We start from the raw sequence: 21,409 nt of genomic DNA on the forward strand, positions 1-21,409 counted from the left end.
GCAAAAATGATCAATCTAAAAAACATACCTTTCTTGCAAGACAAGATTTAGAATTTCGACAAAAAAATCCCCAATATGAATATGCTTCTACGATCCTCCTTTTTGGCCTTCCTGATTTTAGGAATACTCCAATATTTCAATGCTCCAGCCAATGCCCAGGTCACTTATGGCAAAAACGGCATGGTAGTCTCCGACAATGTATTGGCTTCACAGGTAGGGATTGACATCATGAAAAAAGGCGGCAATGCGATTGATGCGAGTATTGCTACAGCCTTTGCCCTAGCAGTCACCCATCCTGAGGCCGGTAATATAGGAGGTGGGGGATTTATCGTACTCATGAAGGCAAATGGCGAAGTCACCACCTTTGACTTCAGGGAAAAAGCACCCCTCAATGCCAGTCCAGATATGTTTTTGGATACTGAAGGAAACTTGGTTGAAAATTCAAATCATCAAGGCCTGAAAGCAGTTGGAGTGCCGGGAACGGTGGCGGGTCTGTATTTGGCCCATCAGCGATATGGTAAACTTCCATGGAAGGATTTAGTGCAACCTTCAGTGAACCTGGCTATTGAGGGTTTCCCCATGCCATGGGGGCTGTATCAGGTAGCTTTAAACCTGGCCGAATGGGATGAGTCTTTTGATATCATGACCAATTATTTCAGAAATGAAAATGGTGACATCATCCAACCCGGAGAAATCTGGAGGCAACCTGCTTTAGGCAACACTTTAAGCTTGATTAGGGACCATGGCCATGATGGTTTTTATAAAGGTCCTGTGGCAGATGAAATTGAATCCTATATGAAAGCCAATGGAGGGCTGATTACGAAAAAGGACTTGGAGAAATATACTGCAGTAGAAAGGCAGCCGCTCAAAGGGAGTTACAAAGGTTTCGATATTTACTCCATGCCTCCGCCGAGTTCGGGTGGTGTGGCCCTAATCGAAATGATGAACCTGATGGAACTGGCAGATTTGTCCAGCATTGAGTTCAATTCTACCGCCTATGTTCACCTGGTAGCTGAAGCCATGCGCAGGGCTTTTGCTGACAGGGCTGAGCACTTGGGTGATCCTGATTTCAACCCGGAAATGCCTGTGGACAGGTTGATCTCCAAAGAATTTGCCCAAATGAGATTGGAAAACATGGATATGACCAAGGCCTCGGCTAGTGATTCCAGCAGGTTTGGGCAGCTATATGATGGCAGTAGTACCACCCATTTTTCAGTAGTGGATAAGGATGGCAATGCGGTATCACTTACTTACACACTGGAACATTCCTATGGCGTAGGCATGGGTTCCTCCAAATTAGGTTTTATTTTCAACAATGAAATGGGGGATTTTAATCCCCAACCCGGCATCACTACTTCCAAAGGACAGATCGGCAGTGATCCAAACCAAATCGTTCCGGAAAAAAGGATGCTGTCCAGCATGACCCCTACGATTGTGGGCAAGGATGGCAAACCCTATTTGGTCATCGGTAGCCCGGGGGGAAGAACCATCATCAATACCGTTTTCCAAACAGTCCTGAATGTATTGGAGTACAATATGCGCATAGACAAGGCTATAGAAGCTATGAAAATACATCACCAATGGCTGCCAGATGAAATCCGGTATGAGCGGCACCTGATGTCACCAGATACCAGGCAGGCATTGGAAAAAATGGGACACAAGCTTCGGCCAGTCAACAATCTTGGTGTATTGATGGGGATCACCTATGACCCAATACTCAAAGCCTATGTAGGCGCTTCAGAATCCTCCAGCAAAGAAGGCGCAGCTGTGGGATATTGATGTGGGATGTTGGATGTTTGATGTCGGAAGTAGGGATGTTGGATTTTGAAACATTAAGGAGTTTAGGGCATTAAGATGTTCATTAAGGGAATGTCTTGGAGGTCCTGGCGTAAAACCAAAAAGTTTTAATTCTCGCAAAGTACCCAACGAGAAGAAATTGAACAAAACGGTCGACTCCATTTAAGTAAGTCTAATTACCGGACTTCCTTAATCTCAATCAGCATAGGAATTCGTGTAAATTCTAAAGCTTCGCACATAATTCATTTCCCTAAGAAGCCATGATATACAAAAATCTTCAAACATTCATTTCAACCTAATTGCAGAAAAAACTAATTTGTGTAATTCCATCTAACTTAACCTTAATTGGCATCAAAACATAGAATATAATTTAACCCGACTTAGTAGATATTTAACATTATCTCTTTGTCACTTTTTGTCCCCAAAAGAATCGGGGCAGGCTTTGACACAAAAAGTAACCAAAAAAGTCAAGACGAAGGAATCCTATCAGCCCGCAAGGCCGGAGCCGGCCTGTCTGCCATAACCATCAAGGCAGGCCCGGTCCGTCGTCACTCCCGCCCTGCCTACTTAGTCGATTCAGGTTTCAATGTTATGAGATTCTTTTAATACTCACCACCGCTTATCTAAAGTTAGCTACTTAACGTTACTTTGAAAATGTCTTCGAATTCGCGGATCTAAAAATCCTCCTCCCACAGAACCCATCTCCCAAACTTTTCAAAACTCCAACCTTTTTACTTTTTCCTTTTGCCTTGGCTCTTACTCTTTCCCGAAATCCCACTTTCGACATCCGAATTTCACCCCCCTTATTAATGAATCTCTGAATGCCCTAAACTCCTAAATGGTTCAAAAAAAGAATCACCAATTCGCCATCGCTTCAATAATAGAACGCTCCAATGCCTCCCTTGAAGGGTGTTCATTGTTGTTCAACATGATAAAAGTAATGTCTTTATCCAGTGCCCTGACGATAAGATTCCTATAACCGGGATTACTGCCGGTATGGGAGACAGTTTTACCCAATTGTGGATATTTGTCAACATCCCAGCCAAAGCCATAATAGCTTAATGATCCATCGTTCAACAGTGTTGGAGAAAAAGCCTGATCTAGCGTCATGCCCGATACAATCCTATTGGCTTTTAATGCACTGTCCCAGTTCAGCAAATCATGCACATTGGAACTGATCCTTCCCGGTCCTTTCCTATTGCCTAACCAAACTGTATAGTCAGAGGAATGGAATTTATTGGCATTGATATAAATCCCTTTTTCATCCAGAGAATGTCCGGCAGCAAAGTTCTTGACCATGGCTTTTTCCTCCAAAGTCCTGATATCCGTGTTTGATAAACCCAAAGGTTCAAAAATCCACTCCCTGCTCAACTCAATAAAATCACGTCCTGTCACTTTCTCCACGATACTGGCCAGAAAAACATAGCCAGTATTGCTATATTCATACTTTTCGCCAGGCTGGGCCAACATAGGCGGGTGGAATTTTCTAAGGTATTCCAAGATGTCTTCGTTGCCGGCCACCTTGCTTTTATCCCAATGTTGATCCATCACAGCCTGATAGTCCGGTAAACCGTTGGTATGGCTGAGCAACTGCCGTATGCTTACTCCCTTGTAAGGAATATCCAGGTACTGATCGGCGAGGTCCCCATAATCCAGCAGGCCCTTTTCCTGACACATCATGACCATCATTGCTGTAAACTGCTTCGTAATGGAGGCCATCTCAAAAATATCAGAGATGAGCAAGGGTGTGCCTGACTCAAACTCTCTGTAACCTGCCGCTTTCTCAAAAACCACTTCCCCTCCTTCACTCAGCACCACCACCCCCGAGAAACCTTCTTCCGCGGCTTTGGTAAAAGCCTGTTCTACCTTATCCAATTGGGCGAAGGCAGGAACCTGAAATGTGAAAAGCAGGAGCAAAAAGGACAGTGATTTTTTCATAAGTTCAATAAGTCTAAGAGAGTAAGCCAAACAAGAATTCAAAAATTACTGAATATCAACGGAATTAGAAAACAGCAACACCAGCTTTTCATTTATCAACCTTTATTTGATGATCAATATAAATAGTGAATCCTCAACCTAATCGGGTGTCCAAAAATGTTTAGGGTTTTTTCTATATTTAATATTCCAATTCCCTTGACCTTTCAGATGAAGCCCATGCAAGCATTTAAAAAATTCAACCTCATGCTCTTGACTGCTCTATTTTTTGCCTGTCAAGGCGAAAAGCAGGCAGATATTGAGGTAAGTGAGCTGACTATTTCCAAAATCCATCAGGCCTATCAAAATGGGGACTATACCAGTGAACAACTTGTCAGCGCTTATCTGGAAAGGATTTCCCAGATGGATTCCTCCATCAATGCGATCACGTTCATCAATCCGGAAGCCTTAGAAATTGCCAAAAATTTGGATCAGGAATATCAGGAAACAAAGACTTTACGCCCGCTACATGGTATTCCTTTGATCGTCAAAGACAACATCAATACCAAAGACCTACCCACAACTGCCGGCTCGCTGGCCCTTAAAGATTTCTATCCTAAAGAAGACGCTTTCATCATCAAAAGGCTTATCCAAGCCGGTGCCATAGTCATTGCCAAATCCAATATGGCGGAATGGGCCTTTAGCCCTATGCACAGCCATAGTTCCACTGCAGGCATCACCAGAAACCCCTACAACTTAGACCATGTTCCCGCTGGTTCCAGCGGTGGTACGGGTGCAGCTATGGCTGCTAATTTTGGCACAATAGGATTGGGAACAGATACCGGAAATTCCATTAGAGGCCCTTCTTCCCACAATGCCCTTGTGGGATTCAGGACAACCTTGGGCCTGATCAGCAGAGAGGGTATAGTGCCGCTTTATTTGAGAAATGATGTGGTGGGGCCTATGTGCAGAACAGTAGAAGATGCAGTAAAAGTATTGGAAGTAATGGCTGCTTTTGATCCTCAGGACCCCATCACCGGCCATGCTCAGGGGAAAATCCCGGAAAACTACACCCAATTCCTCGACAAGGAGGGCTTGACAGGAGCAAGAATCGGAGTATTCAGGACACTCAGCGAAAACAATCCTGATCCAGAGATCAAGGCCCTTTTCGAACAGGCCATCTTGGATATGCAAAGTATGGGAGCGACGATCATTGATTCCGTGCTGGTACAGGATTTTGATAGCCTCCGACAGGACCAATGGTGTGCTACTTTCAAGGAAGACCTAGAAACATTTTTAGCTGAATACGGAAACCCTCAAACGCCCAAAACATTGGAAGAGGTGATTGCAATCGGGACAGCCTCGGATTTTGCCAAAATTAGATTGGAAACCTTCCTGACCAATTCAGGAAGGTGGGGAAGCCCTGAAATCGGTTGTGGCGATGCCTATACAGATGAAAAAAGAATTGCGTTTAGAGAAGCTATAGAAAAAGCCATGGATGAGCTGAATCTGGATGCCTTGATCTATCCTTCCTGGAACAATGCTCCTGCCACAATTGCCAATTTTCAGGAAGAGTATAAGGGGGACAACAGTCAGGTCATTGCTCCACACACCGGCCAGCCAGCCTTCACGGTTCCAATAGGCTTTACTTCCGGAAATCTTCCTGCCGGTATTCAATTTTTGGGAAGGATGTATGCAGAGCCCATTTTGATCCGATTGGCCTATGCCTATGAACAGCACACTAAGCACCGAAAACCGCCTTTTTAAGCCATCAGATGTTAAATCCAGGTATTTGAAAATTGAAATTACGTCTAAGTTTAATCAATTGGTGTTTTGACGGTTTTATCTTTTTTCGGTTATGCAATATTTTATATTGCCAATCAATAATATTTTGAAATAAATGCATTTTTTTATTGTATTTTAGACCAGCGTTTTTTAACCAAAGCCCTTTCCTATGTCATTGGAGAACCTCATCGCTTTTATTTTAATCCTCACCATACGCAATAGAGTGATCAAAGGTGAAATCCCTTTGCATTGGAAAAAATGGGTTCATATAGGTCTATTCGTTTCCATTGTCCTATTTTTCATTGATTCAAGCAGTATTTTTGGGAATACTTTCCCCAAAATACTCTCTATTGCACTGATCGGTATCATCGTATATGGCGTTTTCAAGTTGCCTGAACTCAGTGTCGTTAGGACTTGGGTTTATGCCGTTCTACCATTGATCGCCACCTCCATTATCGGTGATGTGGTGTCATTTATCAGTCCTGATTTTTTCAATAAGAGGGAAAGCTATTTTGAATTGGCCAATTTTCTGGCCATCGTGTGGGCAATCTCCATGTGGTACAATGCCCGTAAACAAAGAAAGGCCTTAGAAGCAGAACGGAAAAAAGCAGAAGAAAGAGAGAAAGAATTCAGGATCACAGAAGCTTTGAAAGCCCAACTTGAAATACAAGTTGCAGAAAGAACCGCTGAACTAAGGAAGCAAAAAGAAGAATTAGAGAAGGCACTCCAAGAACTTAAGGCAACCCAATCCCAATTGATCCATGCGGAAAAGATGGCCTCACTCGGCGAACTCACAGCAGGTATCGCCCATGAGATTCAGAATCCCTTGAATTTTGTAAATAATTTTTCAGAGGTGAGTGTGGAGCTGGTGGAGGAGATACGAGAATTAAGACTCAAGACCCAAGACTCAAGACCCAAGACCGAGGAGGATGAGATATTGGAGGATATAAGGCAGAACTTAGAAAAGATTCAGCATCACGGAAAGCGGGCAGATGGTATTGTCAAGGGCATGTTGGCACATAGCCGATCCGATGCCGGAATAAAGGAGCTGACTGATATCAATGCCCTGGCTGATGAGTACCTCAGAATGTCCTTTCATGGTCTTAGGGCAAAGGATAAAAGCTTCAATGCAGACTTTAAAACCGACTTTGATCTCACTCTCCCCAAAGTCAATGTGGTGCCACAGGAGATCAGTAGGGTACTGCTGAATCTGATCAACAATGCATTTCAGGCTTGTGCGGATAGGAACAAAGACCTGGCAGGTTTTGAAAACCTGCCAGGTCTAACGCCAACAGTCACTGTCTCCACCAAAAACCTTGGGGATAAAATCGAGATTTCCGTCAAAGACAACGGTCCAGGTATCCCAGATGCCATCAAGGATAAAATATTCCAGCCCTTTTTTACCACCAAACCTACAGGACAGGGAACTGGCTTGGGATTAAGTCTGAGCTATGATATCGTGAAGGCGCATGGGGGGGAGATTAGTGTGGAATCCCAAGAAGGACTAGGAACCACATTTAATATAAGTTTACCGATTTGACTTTTAAACAATGACTATGCGTACCACCAAAACCTTATTTTCCCTCTTTTTCATTTTCCTGTGGATCTTCTTGCCTAGATTCATCTTGGCCCAGTCCATCTACGAACAGGTTGGAAGGCTTCCTATCACTACTTATACCACTGAGGAGTATGGTGGATATCCATCTGTTTTGGCTTCCATACAGAGTGAGGATGGGCTCATGTATTTTGGAGCAATAGGTGGAATGTATGAATATGACGGGGTTTCTTGGCGTTCTATTTTTAATATCAGGGATTATGTAACCGTAAGAAGTCTGACAAAGGACAGCAAGGGAAGAATTTTTTATGGGGGCGATGATTTTGGCTATCTAGAAGTTGACGAAAACGGTGAAGCTAGAGCAGTTTCACTCTTTCACCTAATTCCTGAGGAACTGAAATCAGGACAAACCATCGTTGAAATTCTATTTTTGAATGAATTTATTCTACTTCGAAGTCCGAATTACCTCATCAGATTGGAATTGGGGGAAGATTTCAGCTTAAAATCCCTAAAATCATGGCAGTCAGAAACACGATTTGGAAAAAGTTTTTTGGTTGGCAATCAAATTTATGTCCGTTATGTTGATCGAGGTTTATTCCTCTTGGAAGGTGAGGAATTAAGATTGATCCCAGGTACAGAAATTTTTTTTGGAAAAGAGGCTGTAGGTATAATGCTTCCCTATCAGGAAAAGAATAGTAACACCATACTTCTTGGTGGTCAGAACATTGGGTTTTACTTTTTGGAAAAAGGTACTTTTTCGAAGTTTCCGACCGAAGTAGACCTATTGATCCAAGAAGGAAATAAACTTTACGATGCAATACCTCATCAGGGGAACTATATTCTCAGCTTCTTAGGAGGGGGAGTAGTGATCATGAATCCCAAAGGGGAAATACTCAAAAGGATAGGATCTGACCAAGGCCTACCCTCCGACGTAGTATATGGGCTTTATTTGGATAAAAACAATGGGCTTTGGGCAACCACTGAGGACGGTATGGCCAGGATAGCCATAGATTCTCCGATTCTTAGTTTTGCAAAAGACTTAGGGATCAATTCAGCAGTACGTTCCATCGAAAAAAAAGGGGAAGAACTCTATTTAGGGACCAATACTGGTTTGATCAAATTTGATGCGGTTGAAAAGGAATTCAAATCAGTCCCGCAAATAGAGAATATAGAAATTATAGGATTGTTGGGTGATGGGGATGATGTAATTGTTCCTGGGAGGAATTTGCATATAATTCGGGATGGGGAAGCCATTCGTTTGGATTTTCCACAAGACGGAAGCCGAGCAGTATCTGCAATTATACCAAAAGACAAGCCCAATATCCTTTTTGTGGGAACCACTTCAGGGCTTCTACTCTACGAAAAGGGCCTTTCCAAGCAATTCCCATGGGAATTACAGGGGAAAGTTCCGGGAATAGGCCCAATCAGCACCTACTTTTTTGAAGGAAAGGATGGAATCATTTATACAGGTGGTCAAGGAAAGCTATATGCACTGGAAATAGAAGTAAAGGGGATGGAATCCATAGGAAATCAGTCCATCAAACATACTGTTTTAGATTCAGAAGCTTCGGATTCTTTTTCCTTAATGGATGCGGAGTTTTATAAGACTTCCCCTCAGGGCATGCAGAAGTATTCACCTGAGGAGGGGAAATTTGTAGCTACGGAGGACTTTAGTTTAATTGAAAAGGATGTTTATGATTTTATGCAGGTCAAATCAGGGATTCTTTGGTATCAATCAATAGATAAAAAGAAGTATATCCTCAAACGGAATGCTGAAGGGAAATTTGTCAAGGACGAAAGACCCAATTCCATAGCTCCGTATTTATCTCAAGTAGATTTTATTGACGAGGACAGCATCCTGTGGTTTGGATCTCCCAAAGGTCTGATCCGCTACGATCCCACAAAAGACAATCAGACCGATAAGGAATTTTTCACCCTGATCCGACGAATCGAAACCAAGACCGATACGATTCCTTTGCCCTTTTACGGTAGAAAAAAGGATGTGCCTGCTGTAAAACGAAAAGAGAATTCCTACCGCTTTGAATTTGCAGCCCCTTATTTTGAGGAGGAGAAGAAAACTAAGTATCAAACCTATCTAGAAGGATTTGATTCTGATTGGGTGGATTGGAATGACAACAAATTCAAGGAGTATACAAACCTGTCACCAGGAGAATACACCTTCAGAGTAAGAGCCATGGCCCATACGGGAAGAATCAGTGAAGAGGCTTCCTATTCTTTTGTGGTCCTCCCACCTTGGTATGCCACCTGGTGGGCTTATCTGCTCTATGCATTATTGATAGGGGGCATCATTACTGCAATAATCAAATGGCGCTCCCATAAACTCCAAGCTGAAAACCGCATCCTGGAAGAGCGGGTGAACGAACGAACGGCTGAATTGGAAAAATCATTGACCGAACTCAAGGCCACCCAGGCCCAACTCATCCAATCCGAAAAGATGGCCTCTCTCGGCGAACTCACCGCCGGGATTGCCCATGAGATTCAAAATCCACTGAATTTTGTGAATAATTTTTCGGATTTAAGCAGCGAACTACTTGATGAAATGAATGAGGAATTGGAAAATGGGGCTATTGAAGAAGCTAAAGCCATCTCATCCGATATCAAACAAAATCTGGAAAAAATAAACTACCACGGCAAGCGTGCCGATGCCATCGTCAAGGGCATGCTGGCGCACAGCCGTAACAATGCCGGTGATAAAGAACCTACGGATATCAATGCCTTAGCAGACGAATTTCTCCGACTTTCATACCACGGGCTGAGAGCCAAAGACAAATCTTTCAATGCAGAGTTTAAAACCGACTTTGATCCCACTCTTCCAAAAGTCAACGTGGTGCCTCAGGATATAGGTCGTGTGCTGCTCAATCTGATTAACAATGCCTTTCAGGCCAGTGCGGATCGGAACAAAGACCTAGCAGGTTTTGAAAACCTGCCAGGTCTAACGCCAACAATCACTGTCTCCACCAAAAACCTTGGAGATAAAATAGAGATTTCTGTCAAAGACAACGGTCCAGGTATCCCAGAATCCATCAAAGACAAAATTTTCCAGCCCTTCTTTACCACCAAGCCCACGGGACAGGGGACAGGATTGGGATTGAGCCTGAGCTATGATATTGTAAAGGCGCATGGGGGAAATATTATTGTGAATTCCGAAGAAGGACTTGGGACTGAATTCACTATTGAACTACCGCATGACAGATAACCCATTCTTAATGAACATCATCCACCCTCTGCCGAAAACGCTTATGAAGAAACCGATCCTATTTATTGCGGCCCTTTTCTTCTCCATTTTAAGCCATGCACAGTCCTATGAAATCGAGGCACTCAAAAAGCAACTCGATACCTACACCAAGCAGGATACAGCCCGTGTCAACCGCCTAAACGAGATATGTATTTCTTTGCCCAGGCTATCGAACGAGGACTTGGAACGATACGGAAATGAAGCCTTGGAACTATCGCAAAAACTGGCTTATCCTCGAGGAGAAGGCTTAGCACTTCTTACACAAGCTAGGTTGTATTATCCTAAAAACAGGTTAGACCTAGTTGAAAGCTTTATCCTTCAGGCTGATACCATCGCCAAGAAAACCAACGATGAATATTTACAGGCATGGGTTTATATGAGGCTGTCTGGATTTTATGGAAACAAAGATACCAGAGAGGGAATTCCTTGGATTTTAAAAGCAGAGGAAATTGCTATAAAACGCAATGATAAGCGACTGCTAGTAATGATTCAAAATGACCTGGCCAGTACCTACTTTGGATTAGGAGATTATGCTACTGCCATGGATTATGCGGTAAATGAATTGGTACTCGCAGAGGAATTGAACGACACAAAGTTCAAGTACTTCGGCATGTCAAATCTAGGAGATGTATACATCATGATAGGGGAATATGATAAAGCCAATGAATACCAACGTCAATTGATTGACCTCCATCAGGAGTTGGGTTTTGGGAACCGGCATTTGGCTGGTCTTTATAATGGTTTGGGTGAGAATTACAGGCTTTCAGATAAACCCGTAGAAGCAATTGAGGCCTATGAAAAGGCTTTAATTTACGCTCCAAACGCTACAGACAGCGTGGTTCCAATCAGTAACATCGCAGACGTATATGTCCGCATGGACAGTCTGCCAAAAGCTTTCCAAAAAGCCTACGAGTCACTATCCATGACAAACAAAATACAAAGGAATTCAATGTATGGTTGGATTTACGGGATTCTGGCACGTGCCCATCTGAAGGAAGGTAACCTGGACAGCGCAGTATATTATGGTGAAGAGGGTTATCGCTGGGGACAGGACTTGGGTATCATGGAAGACCTTCGCGATAATTCTGGGTTACTTGCTGATGCTTATGCCCGCAGGAATGACTTCAAAAATGCCTTTTTATTTTTCCAAAACTACATCAGTTATAGGGACAGTATGGTCAATGACGAAGTCAAAAACAAATCCCTGCTGCTAGAACATAGTTTTGAGTTAGAAAAAAAAGAAGATGAAATCGCCCTGCTGAACGAGCAAAAAAAGCTACAACGGAATTTTCTTTACAGTTCCCTGATTGTGTTGGCGCTAATCCTGATTACAGCATTTCTGTTGCTGCGCAATATCCGCCAAAAACAAAAGGCTAACCGCATTCTGCATAGACAAAAGCAGGAAATTGATGAGAAAGCCAAGGAACTAGCCACCCAAAAAGACATCCTTCAAAAATCATACGACAATGTGGAGCTCTTGGGAGAAATCGGACGGAAGGTAACTTCTTCTCTTTCAGTAGAAAAAATCATCGAAACGGTGTATGATAATGTAAATGGCCTGATGGACGCTTCTATATTTGGGATAGGCATTTACCATGATACAACCAAATCCTTGGATTTCCCCGCTACATATGAAAATGGTCAGCCCTTGCCACCCTATTCTAATGCTATCAGTGACCCGAACCGATTGGCTGCAGTATGTTTTACAACCGGAAAAGAAATCCTTGTTAATGACCTGGAAAAGGATTATTCCCATTTTCTTCAAAAAATACCTAATCCGATCGCAGGTAAAAATCCTGCTTCTCTGATTTATCTGCCTTTGATGTCGAAAGGAAAACTGTTTGGTGTCATTACTGTACAAAGTTTCAACAAATACGCCTTTACAGAATACAATGTCAATATGCTCAGGTCAATTGCTCTTTATACAGCCATTGCTCTGGAAAATGCTGAATCCTTTAATCAGCTGAACGCTACTTTAGATACCCTTAAGGAAGCTCAGGCCCAACTGATCCAGTCCGAAAAAATGGCTTCTTTGGGTGAACTCACTGCAGGGATTGCCCATGAGATCCAAAACCCGTTGAATTTTGTGAATAATTTTTCAGAGGTGAGTGTGGAGTTGATTGAGGAGATCGAAGAGGAAAGAAAAAAGAATCAAGAATCAAGGGACGAGAATTTGATCAGTGAGATACTTAGCGACATCAAAGAAAACCTCTCAAAAATCACTCACCATGGGAGACGGGCAGACTCGATTGTTAAGGGCATGTTGGACCATAGCCGAAACAATACTGGAGAAAAAGTGGCAACTGATATAAATGCTTTGGCGGATGAATATCTCAAGCTAGCCTATCATGGTATGCGGGCAAAGGACAAATCTTTTAATGCAGAGTTTAAAACCGACTTTGATCCCACTCTTCCAAAAGTCAACGTGGTGCCACAGGATATGGGGAGGGTTCTATTGAATCTCATCAATAATGCCTTTCAAGCCTGTGCTATGAAAGACCTGCCAGGTTTCGTTAGCGACGACACAAAAAACCTGGCAGGTCTAAAACCACTGGTTACTGTCTCCACCAAAAACCTTGGGAATAAAATCGAGGTTTCCGTCAAAGACAACGGTACAGGTATCCCAGATGCCATCAAGGACAAAATCTTCCAGCCTTTCTTCACTACTAAACCAACAGGGAAGGGAACAGGATTGGGCTTGAGTCTGAGCTATGATATCGTGAAAGCACATGGGGGAGAGATAAATGTTCAAAGTGTTATTGAAAAGGGAACAACTTTTAATATCACATTGCCATTATAGTCTGTAATCTTATTCTGGGTCAATACAAATTGGAGAAATTTAAACCTTAACGCTTACATGATCTAGTGATGCAAATCTCATTCATCTGATCACGTAAATACGAATATCTACCAGGTCCAATTTCTTTGGGAAGAAATCCCATGGCTTGGGACAATTAATATCCTGAATGGTCACAAACCCTAAATAAGTAACCTGATTACTTTGTAATTTAATGTGTTCCCTGAGAATTTCATTGGATTTCTCAATGATTTCAAAGGAAGACAAAAGCAGGAAATGTTTGCTAAACGGGTTTATTAGCTTGTTTATCAAAGTACACCTCAATGAAAGCCAAACATGTGCACTAACAAGCTTGGTGTTGTTTTATTTATAATATCCGTCCAGGAAAAAAGTATGAAATTTTTAATCGTAGATGATGAAAGAGATGTTGAAATGCTGTTTAGACAACAGCTCAGGAAAGAAATCAAGAACGGCTTGATCGAAGTTGAATTTGCGTTTTCAGGGAATGAGGCACTGGAGTTTTTAAGAAGCCATCATCCTCCCGAAATCATGTATATTTTCTCCGATATCAACATGCCTGGCATGACTGGCCTAGAATTATTGGATACTGTAAAAAAAGAGTTTCCCGAGATTTCCGTAAGTATGATCTCAGCCTATGGAGACAGCGAAAATCATGATAGGGCCATCAATGGAGGCGCAAAGGGTTTTTTTATCAAACCGATTGATTTTGATGTACTTAAAGCTGAAATGCATCAAATACTGACCGGCTCTAAATAGAGAAATCCACATCGGTATTGGCTAACAAAGTCAATAATAGCTCGCAAATTCCCAGACTTGCGACAATTACTTTTATAATGGTCCACCGGTTTTCAGCAAAACACATCATGAAAACAATTAACAAATTAAGGGAAACTGATGCCGTAATAATTTATCGGAAATATTGGGAAAGTTATTCCAAAGGAGACCTTGAAAAATTCGCCTCCACACTGGATGAAAACTTCGAAATGATAGGTACTTCAGAATCTGAGCAATGCCATGGCAAAGTTGCTGGAATAGAATTTCTCAAAGGACAAATCGATGAAATAGTCGGCAAGGTTGACATGCGAAACAGACAAATCCAGACCATCTGTCTGGATCCATTGGTCCTGATCAATGAGGCCTGTGACCTCTATGTTCTGGCCGGATCTGACTTCTCTGGCAAAAGAAAGGATTGGAACTTCTATTCGAAAATCAGGATATCTACCCTTTTGAGAGAAACCATCTCAGGATGGAAGGTGGTGCATCAGCATGGCTCAGTTCCTGATCTGCGCGTGGGAGAAGGTGAAACCTTAGGTATCGAGAAAATAAGCAAGGAAAACCTAGAACTCAGGGATGCAGTCAAACGGCGGACTGCTGAATTGGAACATAAAAACCGGGAACTGGCTCTGGAAGCGACACTTGAAAAAGTCCGTACAGTAGCCATGGGCATGAAAAAACCGGAAGACATGCTGGATGTCTGCCGGAAAATAGCGGGTCAATTGCAGGATTTCGGAATCAGTAATATCCGAAATGTGCAGACGGTAATCATTGACGAAAAAACAGGAAAATACCTTTGCTATCAATACTTCCCTGCCTATGACCAATGCACGGTGGAAGATACGGATTACCATAAAAGCCCAGTAGAACACGAAATGGTCAAGCAGATGCTGGCCTCCCGAGATGGCCATTTTATCGGTAATCTCATCGGAGAGGAGCTGGAATCATTTTGCACACACCGAAAAGAAGTGAATCAGTTTTCAGACCCACTTTTAGATAAGGCTTTAGAAGTAGGGTTCTGCTTCCTTTCTATTGGAGAGGGTGGACTGGGACTATCACTTTACAAGAGATTGAAGCCGGAGGTATTGAGCTTTTTTAAGCGGTTTCACCAAGTGTTTTCCCTGGCATTCCAAAAATTTCAAGATATACAAAAAGCAGAATTACAAGCATTAGAGGCCAAAAAACAAGCGTCATTAGATCGTGTGCGAAGCGAAATTTCATCCATGCGGCATGCAGATGATCTTCACAGAATCACTCCCCTGATATTCAATGAGCTGAATTCCCTTGGAATTCCGTTTATCCGATGCGGCATTTTTATCGTGCAGGAAAAGGAACAAAAAGTGGAAATCTATCTTTCTACACCTGAAGGAAAATCCTTGGCCGTGATGAAACTTCCTTTTGATGCAAACCAGATGACTGCACAGTCCATTGAAGCTTGGAGAAAAGGAGAGATATTTATCCAATATTGGAATCAACGTGACTTTGTGAAATGGGGTAAATCCCTTCAAAAACAAGGTTATATCAAGGATCTGAAAACCTACCAAGGAACGAAGAAAGCACCTGAATCGCTGAACTTACACTTTGTCCCTTTTACCCAAGGATTGCTTTACGTGGGTTCAGCGGGAAACCTGACTGAGGAGCAGATCGGATTGATCAAAGCTTTAACCAAATCTTTTGATATTGCTTTTGCCAGATATGAGGATTTCGTCAAACTTGAGCAGGCAAAAATCGAGGTAGAGAAGGCCATGACTGAACTCAAATCGACTCAGTCCCAACTTATACAACGGGAGAAACTAGCCTCTTTAGGCCAACTGACAGCTGGCATTGCACATGAGATCAAAAATCCCCTGAATTTTGTAAATAACTTCTCTGAGGTCTCCATTGAGATGATAGATGAATCTCTAAAGGAAATTGAAAAACCTAAGGAAAGAGATGAAACTTTGATCAGGGAAGCCCTGAAAGAAATCAAATCCAACCTTGTAAAGGTGTTGGAGCATGGTACGCGGGCCAACAATATTGTATCCTCCATGTTACAGCATTCCCGAGGTGGATCAGGTAAAATGGAACTTACCGGCCTAAATGCTTTGGTCAGGGAATATGTAGACTTAAGTTATCATGGCATGAGGGCCGGAAAAAATCCTATTAAGGTGGAACTCTTATTTGATCTAGACGACAGAATCGGAGAAATAGAACTGATCGGGGAAGACTTTTCGAGGGCGGTGATCAATCTCTGTAATAACGCATTTGATGCGATGCGAGAGAAGGTTTTAAAGACACAAGATACAAAACACAAGAAGCAAGATGAAGACGCTGATATTGTTCAGTACAATCCAAAATTGCAGGTGTCCACAATTCTTGAAAAAGATCAGGTTCGGATATATTTTAAAGATAATGGCACTGGCATCCCAGAAGAGATCAAAGATAAAGTCCTGCAACCATTCTTTACTACCAAAAAAGGGACAGAGGGAACAGGGCTAGGCTTAAGCATCACCAATGATATTGTGAAGGCCCATGGGGGGGAACTTACCATCGACAACAAGGCTGATGAGGGAGCAACATTTATCATTAGCCTTCCTAAATCATAAAAAAGCAGTTTTGCTGAAATTAATTTTCTTCAAGTATCTCCTGTTATTCTTCACCACCAAGCTTTGCTACAGTGGAATAAAAATGAAATAAGCTTGTACCCATTTTTAATTTTCAATTATTTTGAATATAAAAAATAATAAACGGTAAAATCCTTAACTTTAAAAATAAATTTTTATCAAGCCATGAAAACACAAAAACCATTTAACCATTTCAAAGGTATTATTTATGGTATCAGCAGCGATGGAAGAATAACTAGGGGACAATTCGAAGAAATGAAACTTTGGTGCCAGGCCCATCAAGGGCTCTGTCAAGAGTCCCCATTTAAGGAGTTCTTTGAAGAAATAAAATCCATTCTTGGTGTGGGTATCATGACATCTGAGGAAATAGATGAAATGAAGGCTATTCTCGAAAAATATGAATCTCAGCTTAGTGATTCTCAAAGTGCGGAAGCCAGAATTCAGATACTACAGGGGATTTGTTATGGCATCCTGGCCGATGAGCAGGTCAATAAATATGAAATTTATGTCTTAAAAAAGTGGCTGGAAGAAAATAAGTCAATGCTCGATCAATACCCTTTTAAAGAAATGCATGCTTTACTTACTGATGTAATGGAGGATGGCCAGGTAGATATCAAAGAAGAAAAGGAGCTTAAAAATTACTTTTTGGAAATATTGAAAATGGAAGTATAGTAAAGTCTATCCAATGACTTTAGACAAATAAACCATCGCAATAAACCTTTGATTGTTTTCTATTTGTTAAAAAATGTTTTTAAACTCTCCGGATACTCCTCATCAGGTCTTCCTTGTACATTTTGCTGATCGGAATGACCTTCCGGTTGATTTCCAAATGGGAGTCTGCCACAGCATCAAGCTTTTTGATATTGACAACATAAGATCTGTGCACGCGTAGGAAGTCCTTACTTTCCATTTTTTGACAAAATGAATTTAAAGGACAGACAATCAAATACTTTTGATTTACAGTAACAATATTGCAATAGTTTCTCTCTGCTTCGATATAAAGGATATCATCGAGCATCAATTTGATCAATTTGCCATTATTTCGGATAAAAATCCTATCATCCAGACATTCTGTCAAGGCATCGGATTCATGGCCTCCTTTATTTTCATTGGGAATTTTCTCTACAACTAGTGCGATGGTTCTTTCGAGATTAAGTTTAGTAAATGGCTTGGAAATAAAGGCATAAGGATGTGTTTCCTTTGCCTTTTGAAAAGAAACATCATCTGAATTTGCTGTTAAATAAATCAGGGGTATATCTGCTTTATTTTGGATTTGCTTGGCAGCTTCAATTCCATTCAGTTTCCCTTTCAGCTGAATGTCCATCAAAATGATATCAGGATGATTATCGAGGGCATGTTTGATCGCATCCTCTCCTCTAGATTCAATTCCTGTGACCTCATATCCCAATTTTGAAAGCTGAAGCGATATGTTTGCCGCAATGATCATATCATCTTCCACAATCAATATTTTTATCTTTCCTTTCATGCTGCTTTTTCAATTTGAAATTCAAAAAAAACTTCTGTCCCAACTTGGGTGCTCAAGGTCATCTTGCCGTCAAGTTGTTGGGTCAACAAACCGACGAGTTGGGTGCCAAATCCTGTCCCTTTGACTTGGGAATCCTTATCTATCCCCACTCCATCATCGGCTACACTTAAATACAAATGGGAATTTTCCTCTTTCAGGTTTATCCTGATCTTTCCTTTTCGATTATGAGGGAAAGCATATTTCAGGGAATTTGTCATGATTTCATTCACAATCAACCCAATCGGAATAGCCCTGTCCACGTTCAATTGAAATGGTGCCATGTTGCATTCCAATGAAATACGGTCTGCTGCATCAAATGAATCAATAATATACCTACCAAGATTTTCAAAGTAATTTTTCATCTCAATTGCCGATAGGTTTTCACCCTGATATAAATTTTGATGGATGATCCCCATACTCTGAACCCGGTTTTGACTTTCCTGCATAATCTCCCGAAGCTCCTCATTATCCACCTGTGCCGTCTGCAAAGCAAGTAAGCTGGAAATGGTCTCCAGGTTGTTTTTGACTCGGTGATGGATTTCTTTCAACAAAAACTCCTTTTCCTTATTCTGTTTCTCCAACAACAAGCTATACTTCTTTCTACGCATAAAAACCCTAAACAGGAAAAAGAGAAAAAACACCATCAGACCAGTCAGCAACAGGGTGAAAATTTGTATGATTTCCTGTTGCTTGAGTTTCTCGTTCTGTAGAGAAATTGTACTCTCCTTTTGATGGACATCCATTTCAGTCTGCAGTTGCGCGATCCTTTGATCGGCTTCTGCATTGAAAACTTTCTGATTCAGCTCATTGTATGTCTTGAAGGCCCTCAAAGACTCCGATATCTTGCCTGTTCCTTCAAAAGCATGGCTGAGATCCTGATAAACTAGGCTCAAGTAATACATATCCCCAAAATCCTCAGCTGCGGTCCGGATACTCCTTTCTAAATATAAAATCGCATCATCATACTCTCCTTCTTGATTCTTCAATCTTCCTAGCGAATGCAAGGACCTGATCACCATAAAATCATTTTGCAAAAGTTCAGCATATTTTAGCGCTTCTTTTCCTGATTGCTCCCCATTTCTAAAGTCTCCTATCTTACTATACAATTCTGTCAGGGCGATATAGGTATCACTAAGGTTATTATAAAAGCCATATTTGTTCCCTATTTCAGATGATCTTTGAAAATATGGCAATGCCTCATCATATTGCCCAAGCGCCATCAAATTATTGCCTAGGACATGGAGCGTAAAGTCATAATCCAAATCCCTTATTCCCCTTTCTTCAAAAAGCGTTATTGACTTTTGTCCATATTCTACCCCCATTATATATTTACCCTGCTTCCAAAAAATATTACTGATGTCCGAGTAGGCCATCGCCATCGCTTTTTTATCTCCATACTTTTCTCCAAGTTGCAGTGTTTGAGTCGCAAACTCAAATGCTTTCCCTAATTCTCCTCTCCTCTCATACACATAGCCCAAATTGGTTAAAAGTAGCCAGGTTTCCACTTCCGGTAATTTTTGAAGGGCACTCCTCAGCTCCAATTCTGCATGGTCCAGATCTTCCAACCGTAGTAAAATCGCACCCTTGGAAACCTGCATCTTACCTTCCCAAAATTCATTTTTCGCTTCCCTTACCTCCTTCAGGCCTTTGTTAATGATTTCCAGAGATTTTTGCAGATTTCTTGTATGATAGTAGTAACCCAGGTCATTGATGACCCTAAAACGCAAAGTATCAATCTTGATTTCTTCTAAGAAACCTTCAAGAAGCGATAGGTATTCCTCTCCAAAATCATCTGTTTCTTCGAAAACCCCCAAATATTTCCACTCTCCATCTTTGTTTAAAATTTGAGCATGAAGATGAAATGGAATTAAAAATATCGAAAGGAACAAAAACTTCTTCATATACTAAAGATAAAACAAAAAGGCGTTGAAAATCAATTATTTATGATATTTGATCCAAAAGGGTAAGAAAAATGCCACCTAGGGACATAAGGAAGGATAGTTCGTCCAAAAACATTCGGGAAGTCAATCCAAAATTTTGAGATTGTTATATATTTCTCCACTAGTTACATTAAGATCATAGTAAGAATATATCAGTAACCCTATTTGAACACAATGCAGATTAGTTGATTAGAATTGGGCGGAGGCAATCAGGAAATCTCTTCTGCCAAAGCCCATTTTTTTCAACCTGTAAGTAAGGTAATGACTATAAATAAAAAATGTTATGAATCCATGTGCTCTCCTTTTCTAAATTTTAAATGATAACCACCAAATAATATGACAGAAACCATCGGATATCTTCTTTCTATTGATCTCAACTATATTATAATTGGTTTGATCCTGTTTTTCTTTAGCTTAGAGCAGCTACTTAAAACCCAGTTTACATTCAAAAACAGAGGTAAACACCTATGGCAGAGCTTCTTGTTTCAAGCTGTCTTTTTTATAATGAATATTTTTTGGGCAGTAGTGTTTGTCTTCAGCGTCGAATGGCTTAATTTCTATGAAATTGGGCTGTTTTTTATGATTGAATTTCCTTTTTGGTTAAGGTTGATAATTGGAATTGCTGTTCTTGACCTGACTGCTTATTGGTTTCATCGCTTGTCCCATCTTGTCCCGGCAATCTGGCGATTTCATAGCGTGCACCATAGTGATACGAGTATGGACTCATCCACCTATTTTAGAGCACATCCCATAGAGGTATTTCTTTGGTTCGGTAGTGCTACAATACTGACAGCAGCTATTTTTGGACTTGACCTGTTGGTAATTGGCCTATACTTTCTCATCCTTACCCTTTTCCAGATTTTCGGACATACCAACCTCAGGTTTCCTCCTTGGCTAGACAATACTTTGGGCTTGTTGTTCACGACACCCAACATTCACAAAATCCATCACGATCAGGACCAATATTATACCGATTCCAACTATGCAGATATTTTTATCATTTGGGACAGGATTTTCGGAACGTATAAATTCAAGCCTGTTGATAAAGTCAAATTCGGTTTGGAGGAATTTGATGAACCGAGAAAACAGACTTTCTGGTATTTGATCAGAAGTCCATTTTTAAAAGAATGAGATTATGAATCTTTTTTAAATCAATCACGGATAGGCTGTTTAACAAAAAATAGTCATATACGATTCTGGACTGACATTGCAGATAACATGACAAAACAAGTGTTTTTTGGGAAGTTTATCATGGCTTTTGGGTAGGAATCACTTTCATTCGTCCCAAATTGATTTTTTTCGAAGTGAATATTTGAGAAGGGGCTGTCCGAAAAGGGCAGCCTTTTTTATGCTGCAATTTTTTGATTTTGAAAATCTAAAGTCATGATTGGGGATTTTTGATTAGATTTTTTCCTTGACACGTATAATACTGGTCGACTAAT

General features: G+C 41.2%; 12 protein-coding genes. 9 read left to right on the top strand and 3 right to left on the bottom strand.

Features of this window, described 5'->3' with window-relative positions; translation table 11 throughout:
- Positions 1-75: 75 nt before the first annotated feature.
- Positions 76-1,779: a gamma-glutamyltransferase gene (gene ggt / locus ACFFIP_RS16075; RefSeq protein WP_382388729.1), complete on the top strand. Its 1,704-nt coding sequence runs from the start codon at positions 76-78 to the stop codon at positions 1,777-1,779.
- Between the two features lie 873 nt (positions 1,780-2,652).
- Here ggt and ACFFIP_RS16080 read toward each other — a convergent pair.
- The gene (locus ACFFIP_RS16080; protein WP_382388730.1) at positions 2,653-3,735 is read right to left on the bottom strand and encodes a serine hydrolase domain-containing protein; all 1,083 of its coding nucleotides are present in this window, start codon (positions 3,733-3,735) and stop codon (positions 2,653-2,655) included.
- Between the two features lie 216 nt (positions 3,736-3,951).
- Between ACFFIP_RS16080 and ACFFIP_RS16085 the strand changes: the two genes are divergently transcribed.
- The 7 genes from ACFFIP_RS16085 (at position 3,952) to ACFFIP_RS16115 (ending at position 17,174) form a co-directional block, all read left to right on the top strand.
- Positions 3,952-5,478: an amidase gene (locus tag ACFFIP_RS16085; protein WP_382388731.1), complete on the top strand. Its 1,527-nt coding sequence runs from the start codon at positions 3,952-3,954 to the stop codon at positions 5,476-5,478.
- Positions 5,479-5,665: 187 nt separating this feature from the next.
- Positions 5,666-7,036 (top strand): sensor histidine kinase, encoded by a 1,371-nt coding sequence (locus ACFFIP_RS16090; RefSeq protein WP_382388732.1) that lies wholly within the window; start codon positions 5,666-5,668, stop codon positions 7,034-7,036.
- A 16-nt stretch (positions 7,037-7,052) separates the two neighbouring features.
- On the top strand, positions 7,053-10,268 hold the full coding sequence (locus ACFFIP_RS16095) for an ATP-binding protein (RefSeq protein WP_382388733.1): 3,216 nt from the start codon (positions 7,053-7,055) through the stop codon (positions 10,266-10,268).
- A 43-nt stretch (positions 10,269-10,311) separates the two neighbouring features.
- On the top strand, positions 10,312-13,107 hold the full coding sequence (locus tag ACFFIP_RS16100; RefSeq protein WP_382388734.1) for an ATP-binding protein: 2,796 nt from the start codon (positions 10,312-10,314) through the stop codon (positions 13,105-13,107).
- A 390-nt stretch (positions 13,108-13,497) separates the two neighbouring features.
- A complete protein-coding gene (locus tag ACFFIP_RS16105; protein WP_382388735.1) occupies positions 13,498-13,881 on the top strand; it encodes a response regulator in 384 nt (127 codons plus the stop codon).
- A gap of 107 nt (positions 13,882-13,988) precedes the next feature.
- On the top strand, positions 13,989-16,484 hold the full coding sequence (locus ACFFIP_RS16110; RefSeq protein ID WP_382388736.1) for an ATP-binding protein: 2,496 nt from the start codon (positions 13,989-13,991) through the stop codon (positions 16,482-16,484).
- Between the two features lie 183 nt (positions 16,485-16,667).
- Entirely contained in the window at positions 16,668-17,174 is a 507-nt protein-coding gene (locus ACFFIP_RS16115; protein ID WP_382388737.1) for a hypothetical protein, read from the top strand.
- Between the two features lie 79 nt (positions 17,175-17,253).
- Here the strand turns inward: ACFFIP_RS16115 and ACFFIP_RS16120 are convergent, their stop codons facing one another.
- Together ACFFIP_RS16120 and ACFFIP_RS16125 are read right to left on the bottom strand one after the other, a co-directional pair.
- A complete protein-coding gene (locus ACFFIP_RS16120; protein ID WP_382388738.1) occupies positions 17,254-17,988 on the bottom strand; it encodes a LytR/AlgR family response regulator transcription factor in 735 nt (244 codons plus the stop codon).
- Entirely contained in the window at positions 17,985-19,928 is a 1,944-nt protein-coding gene (locus ACFFIP_RS16125) for a tetratricopeptide repeat-containing sensor histidine kinase (RefSeq protein WP_382388739.1), read from the bottom strand. The genes ACFFIP_RS16120 and ACFFIP_RS16125 overlap by 4 nt, the downstream gene beginning before the upstream one ends.
- Before the next feature lie 375 nt (positions 19,929-20,303).
- Here ACFFIP_RS16125 and ACFFIP_RS16130 point away from each other — a divergent pair, with 375 nt between their 5' ends.
- Positions 20,304-21,098 carry a sterol desaturase family protein gene (locus tag ACFFIP_RS16130; protein WP_382388740.1) on the top strand — a complete coding sequence of 265 codons (795 nt, stop codon included), beginning with the start codon at positions 20,304-20,306 and terminating at the stop codon, positions 21,096-21,098.
- Positions 21,099-21,409 lie beyond the last annotated feature (311 nt).

The sequence above is a fragment of the Fontibacter flavus genome (assembly GCF_042432905.1).
GTDB classification, from domain to species: Bacteria; Bacteroidota; Bacteroidia; order Cytophagales; family Cyclobacteriaceae; genus Fontibacter; species Fontibacter flavus.

Coding starts and splice junctions, on each gene's coding strand:
- ggt (WP_382388729.1), top strand. CDS start 76: ATGAATATGCTTCTACGATCCTCCTTTTTGGCCTTCCTGATTTTAGGA.
- ACFFIP_RS16080 (WP_382388730.1), bottom strand. CDS start 3,735: ATGAAAAAATCACTGTCCTTTTTGCTCCTGCTTTTCACATTTCAGGTT.
- ACFFIP_RS16085 (WP_382388731.1), top strand. CDS start 3,952: ATGCAAGCATTTAAAAAATTCAACCTCATGCTCTTGACTGCTCTATTT.
- ACFFIP_RS16090 (WP_382388732.1), top strand. CDS start 5,666: ATGTCATTGGAGAACCTCATCGCTTTTATTTTAATCCTCACCATACGC.
- ACFFIP_RS16095 (WP_382388733.1), top strand. CDS start 7,053: ATGCGTACCACCAAAACCTTATTTTCCCTCTTTTTCATTTTCCTGTGG.
- ACFFIP_RS16100 (WP_382388734.1), top strand. CDS start 10,312: ATGAAGAAACCGATCCTATTTATTGCGGCCCTTTTCTTCTCCATTTTA.
- ACFFIP_RS16105 (WP_382388735.1), top strand. CDS start 13,498: ATGAAATTTTTAATCGTAGATGATGAAAGAGATGTTGAAATGCTGTTT.
- ACFFIP_RS16110 (WP_382388736.1), top strand. CDS start 13,989: ATGAAAACAATTAACAAATTAAGGGAAACTGATGCCGTAATAATTTAT.
- ACFFIP_RS16115 (WP_382388737.1), top strand. CDS start 16,668: ATGAAAACACAAAAACCATTTAACCATTTCAAAGGTATTATTTATGGT.
- ACFFIP_RS16120 (WP_382388738.1), bottom strand. CDS start 17,988: ATGAAAGGAAAGATAAAAATATTGATTGTGGAAGATGATATGATCATT.
- ACFFIP_RS16125 (WP_382388739.1), bottom strand. CDS start 19,928: ATGAAGAAGTTTTTGTTCCTTTCGATATTTTTAATTCCATTTCATCTT.
- ACFFIP_RS16130 (WP_382388740.1), top strand. CDS start 20,304: ATGACAGAAACCATCGGATATCTTCTTTCTATTGATCTCAACTATATT.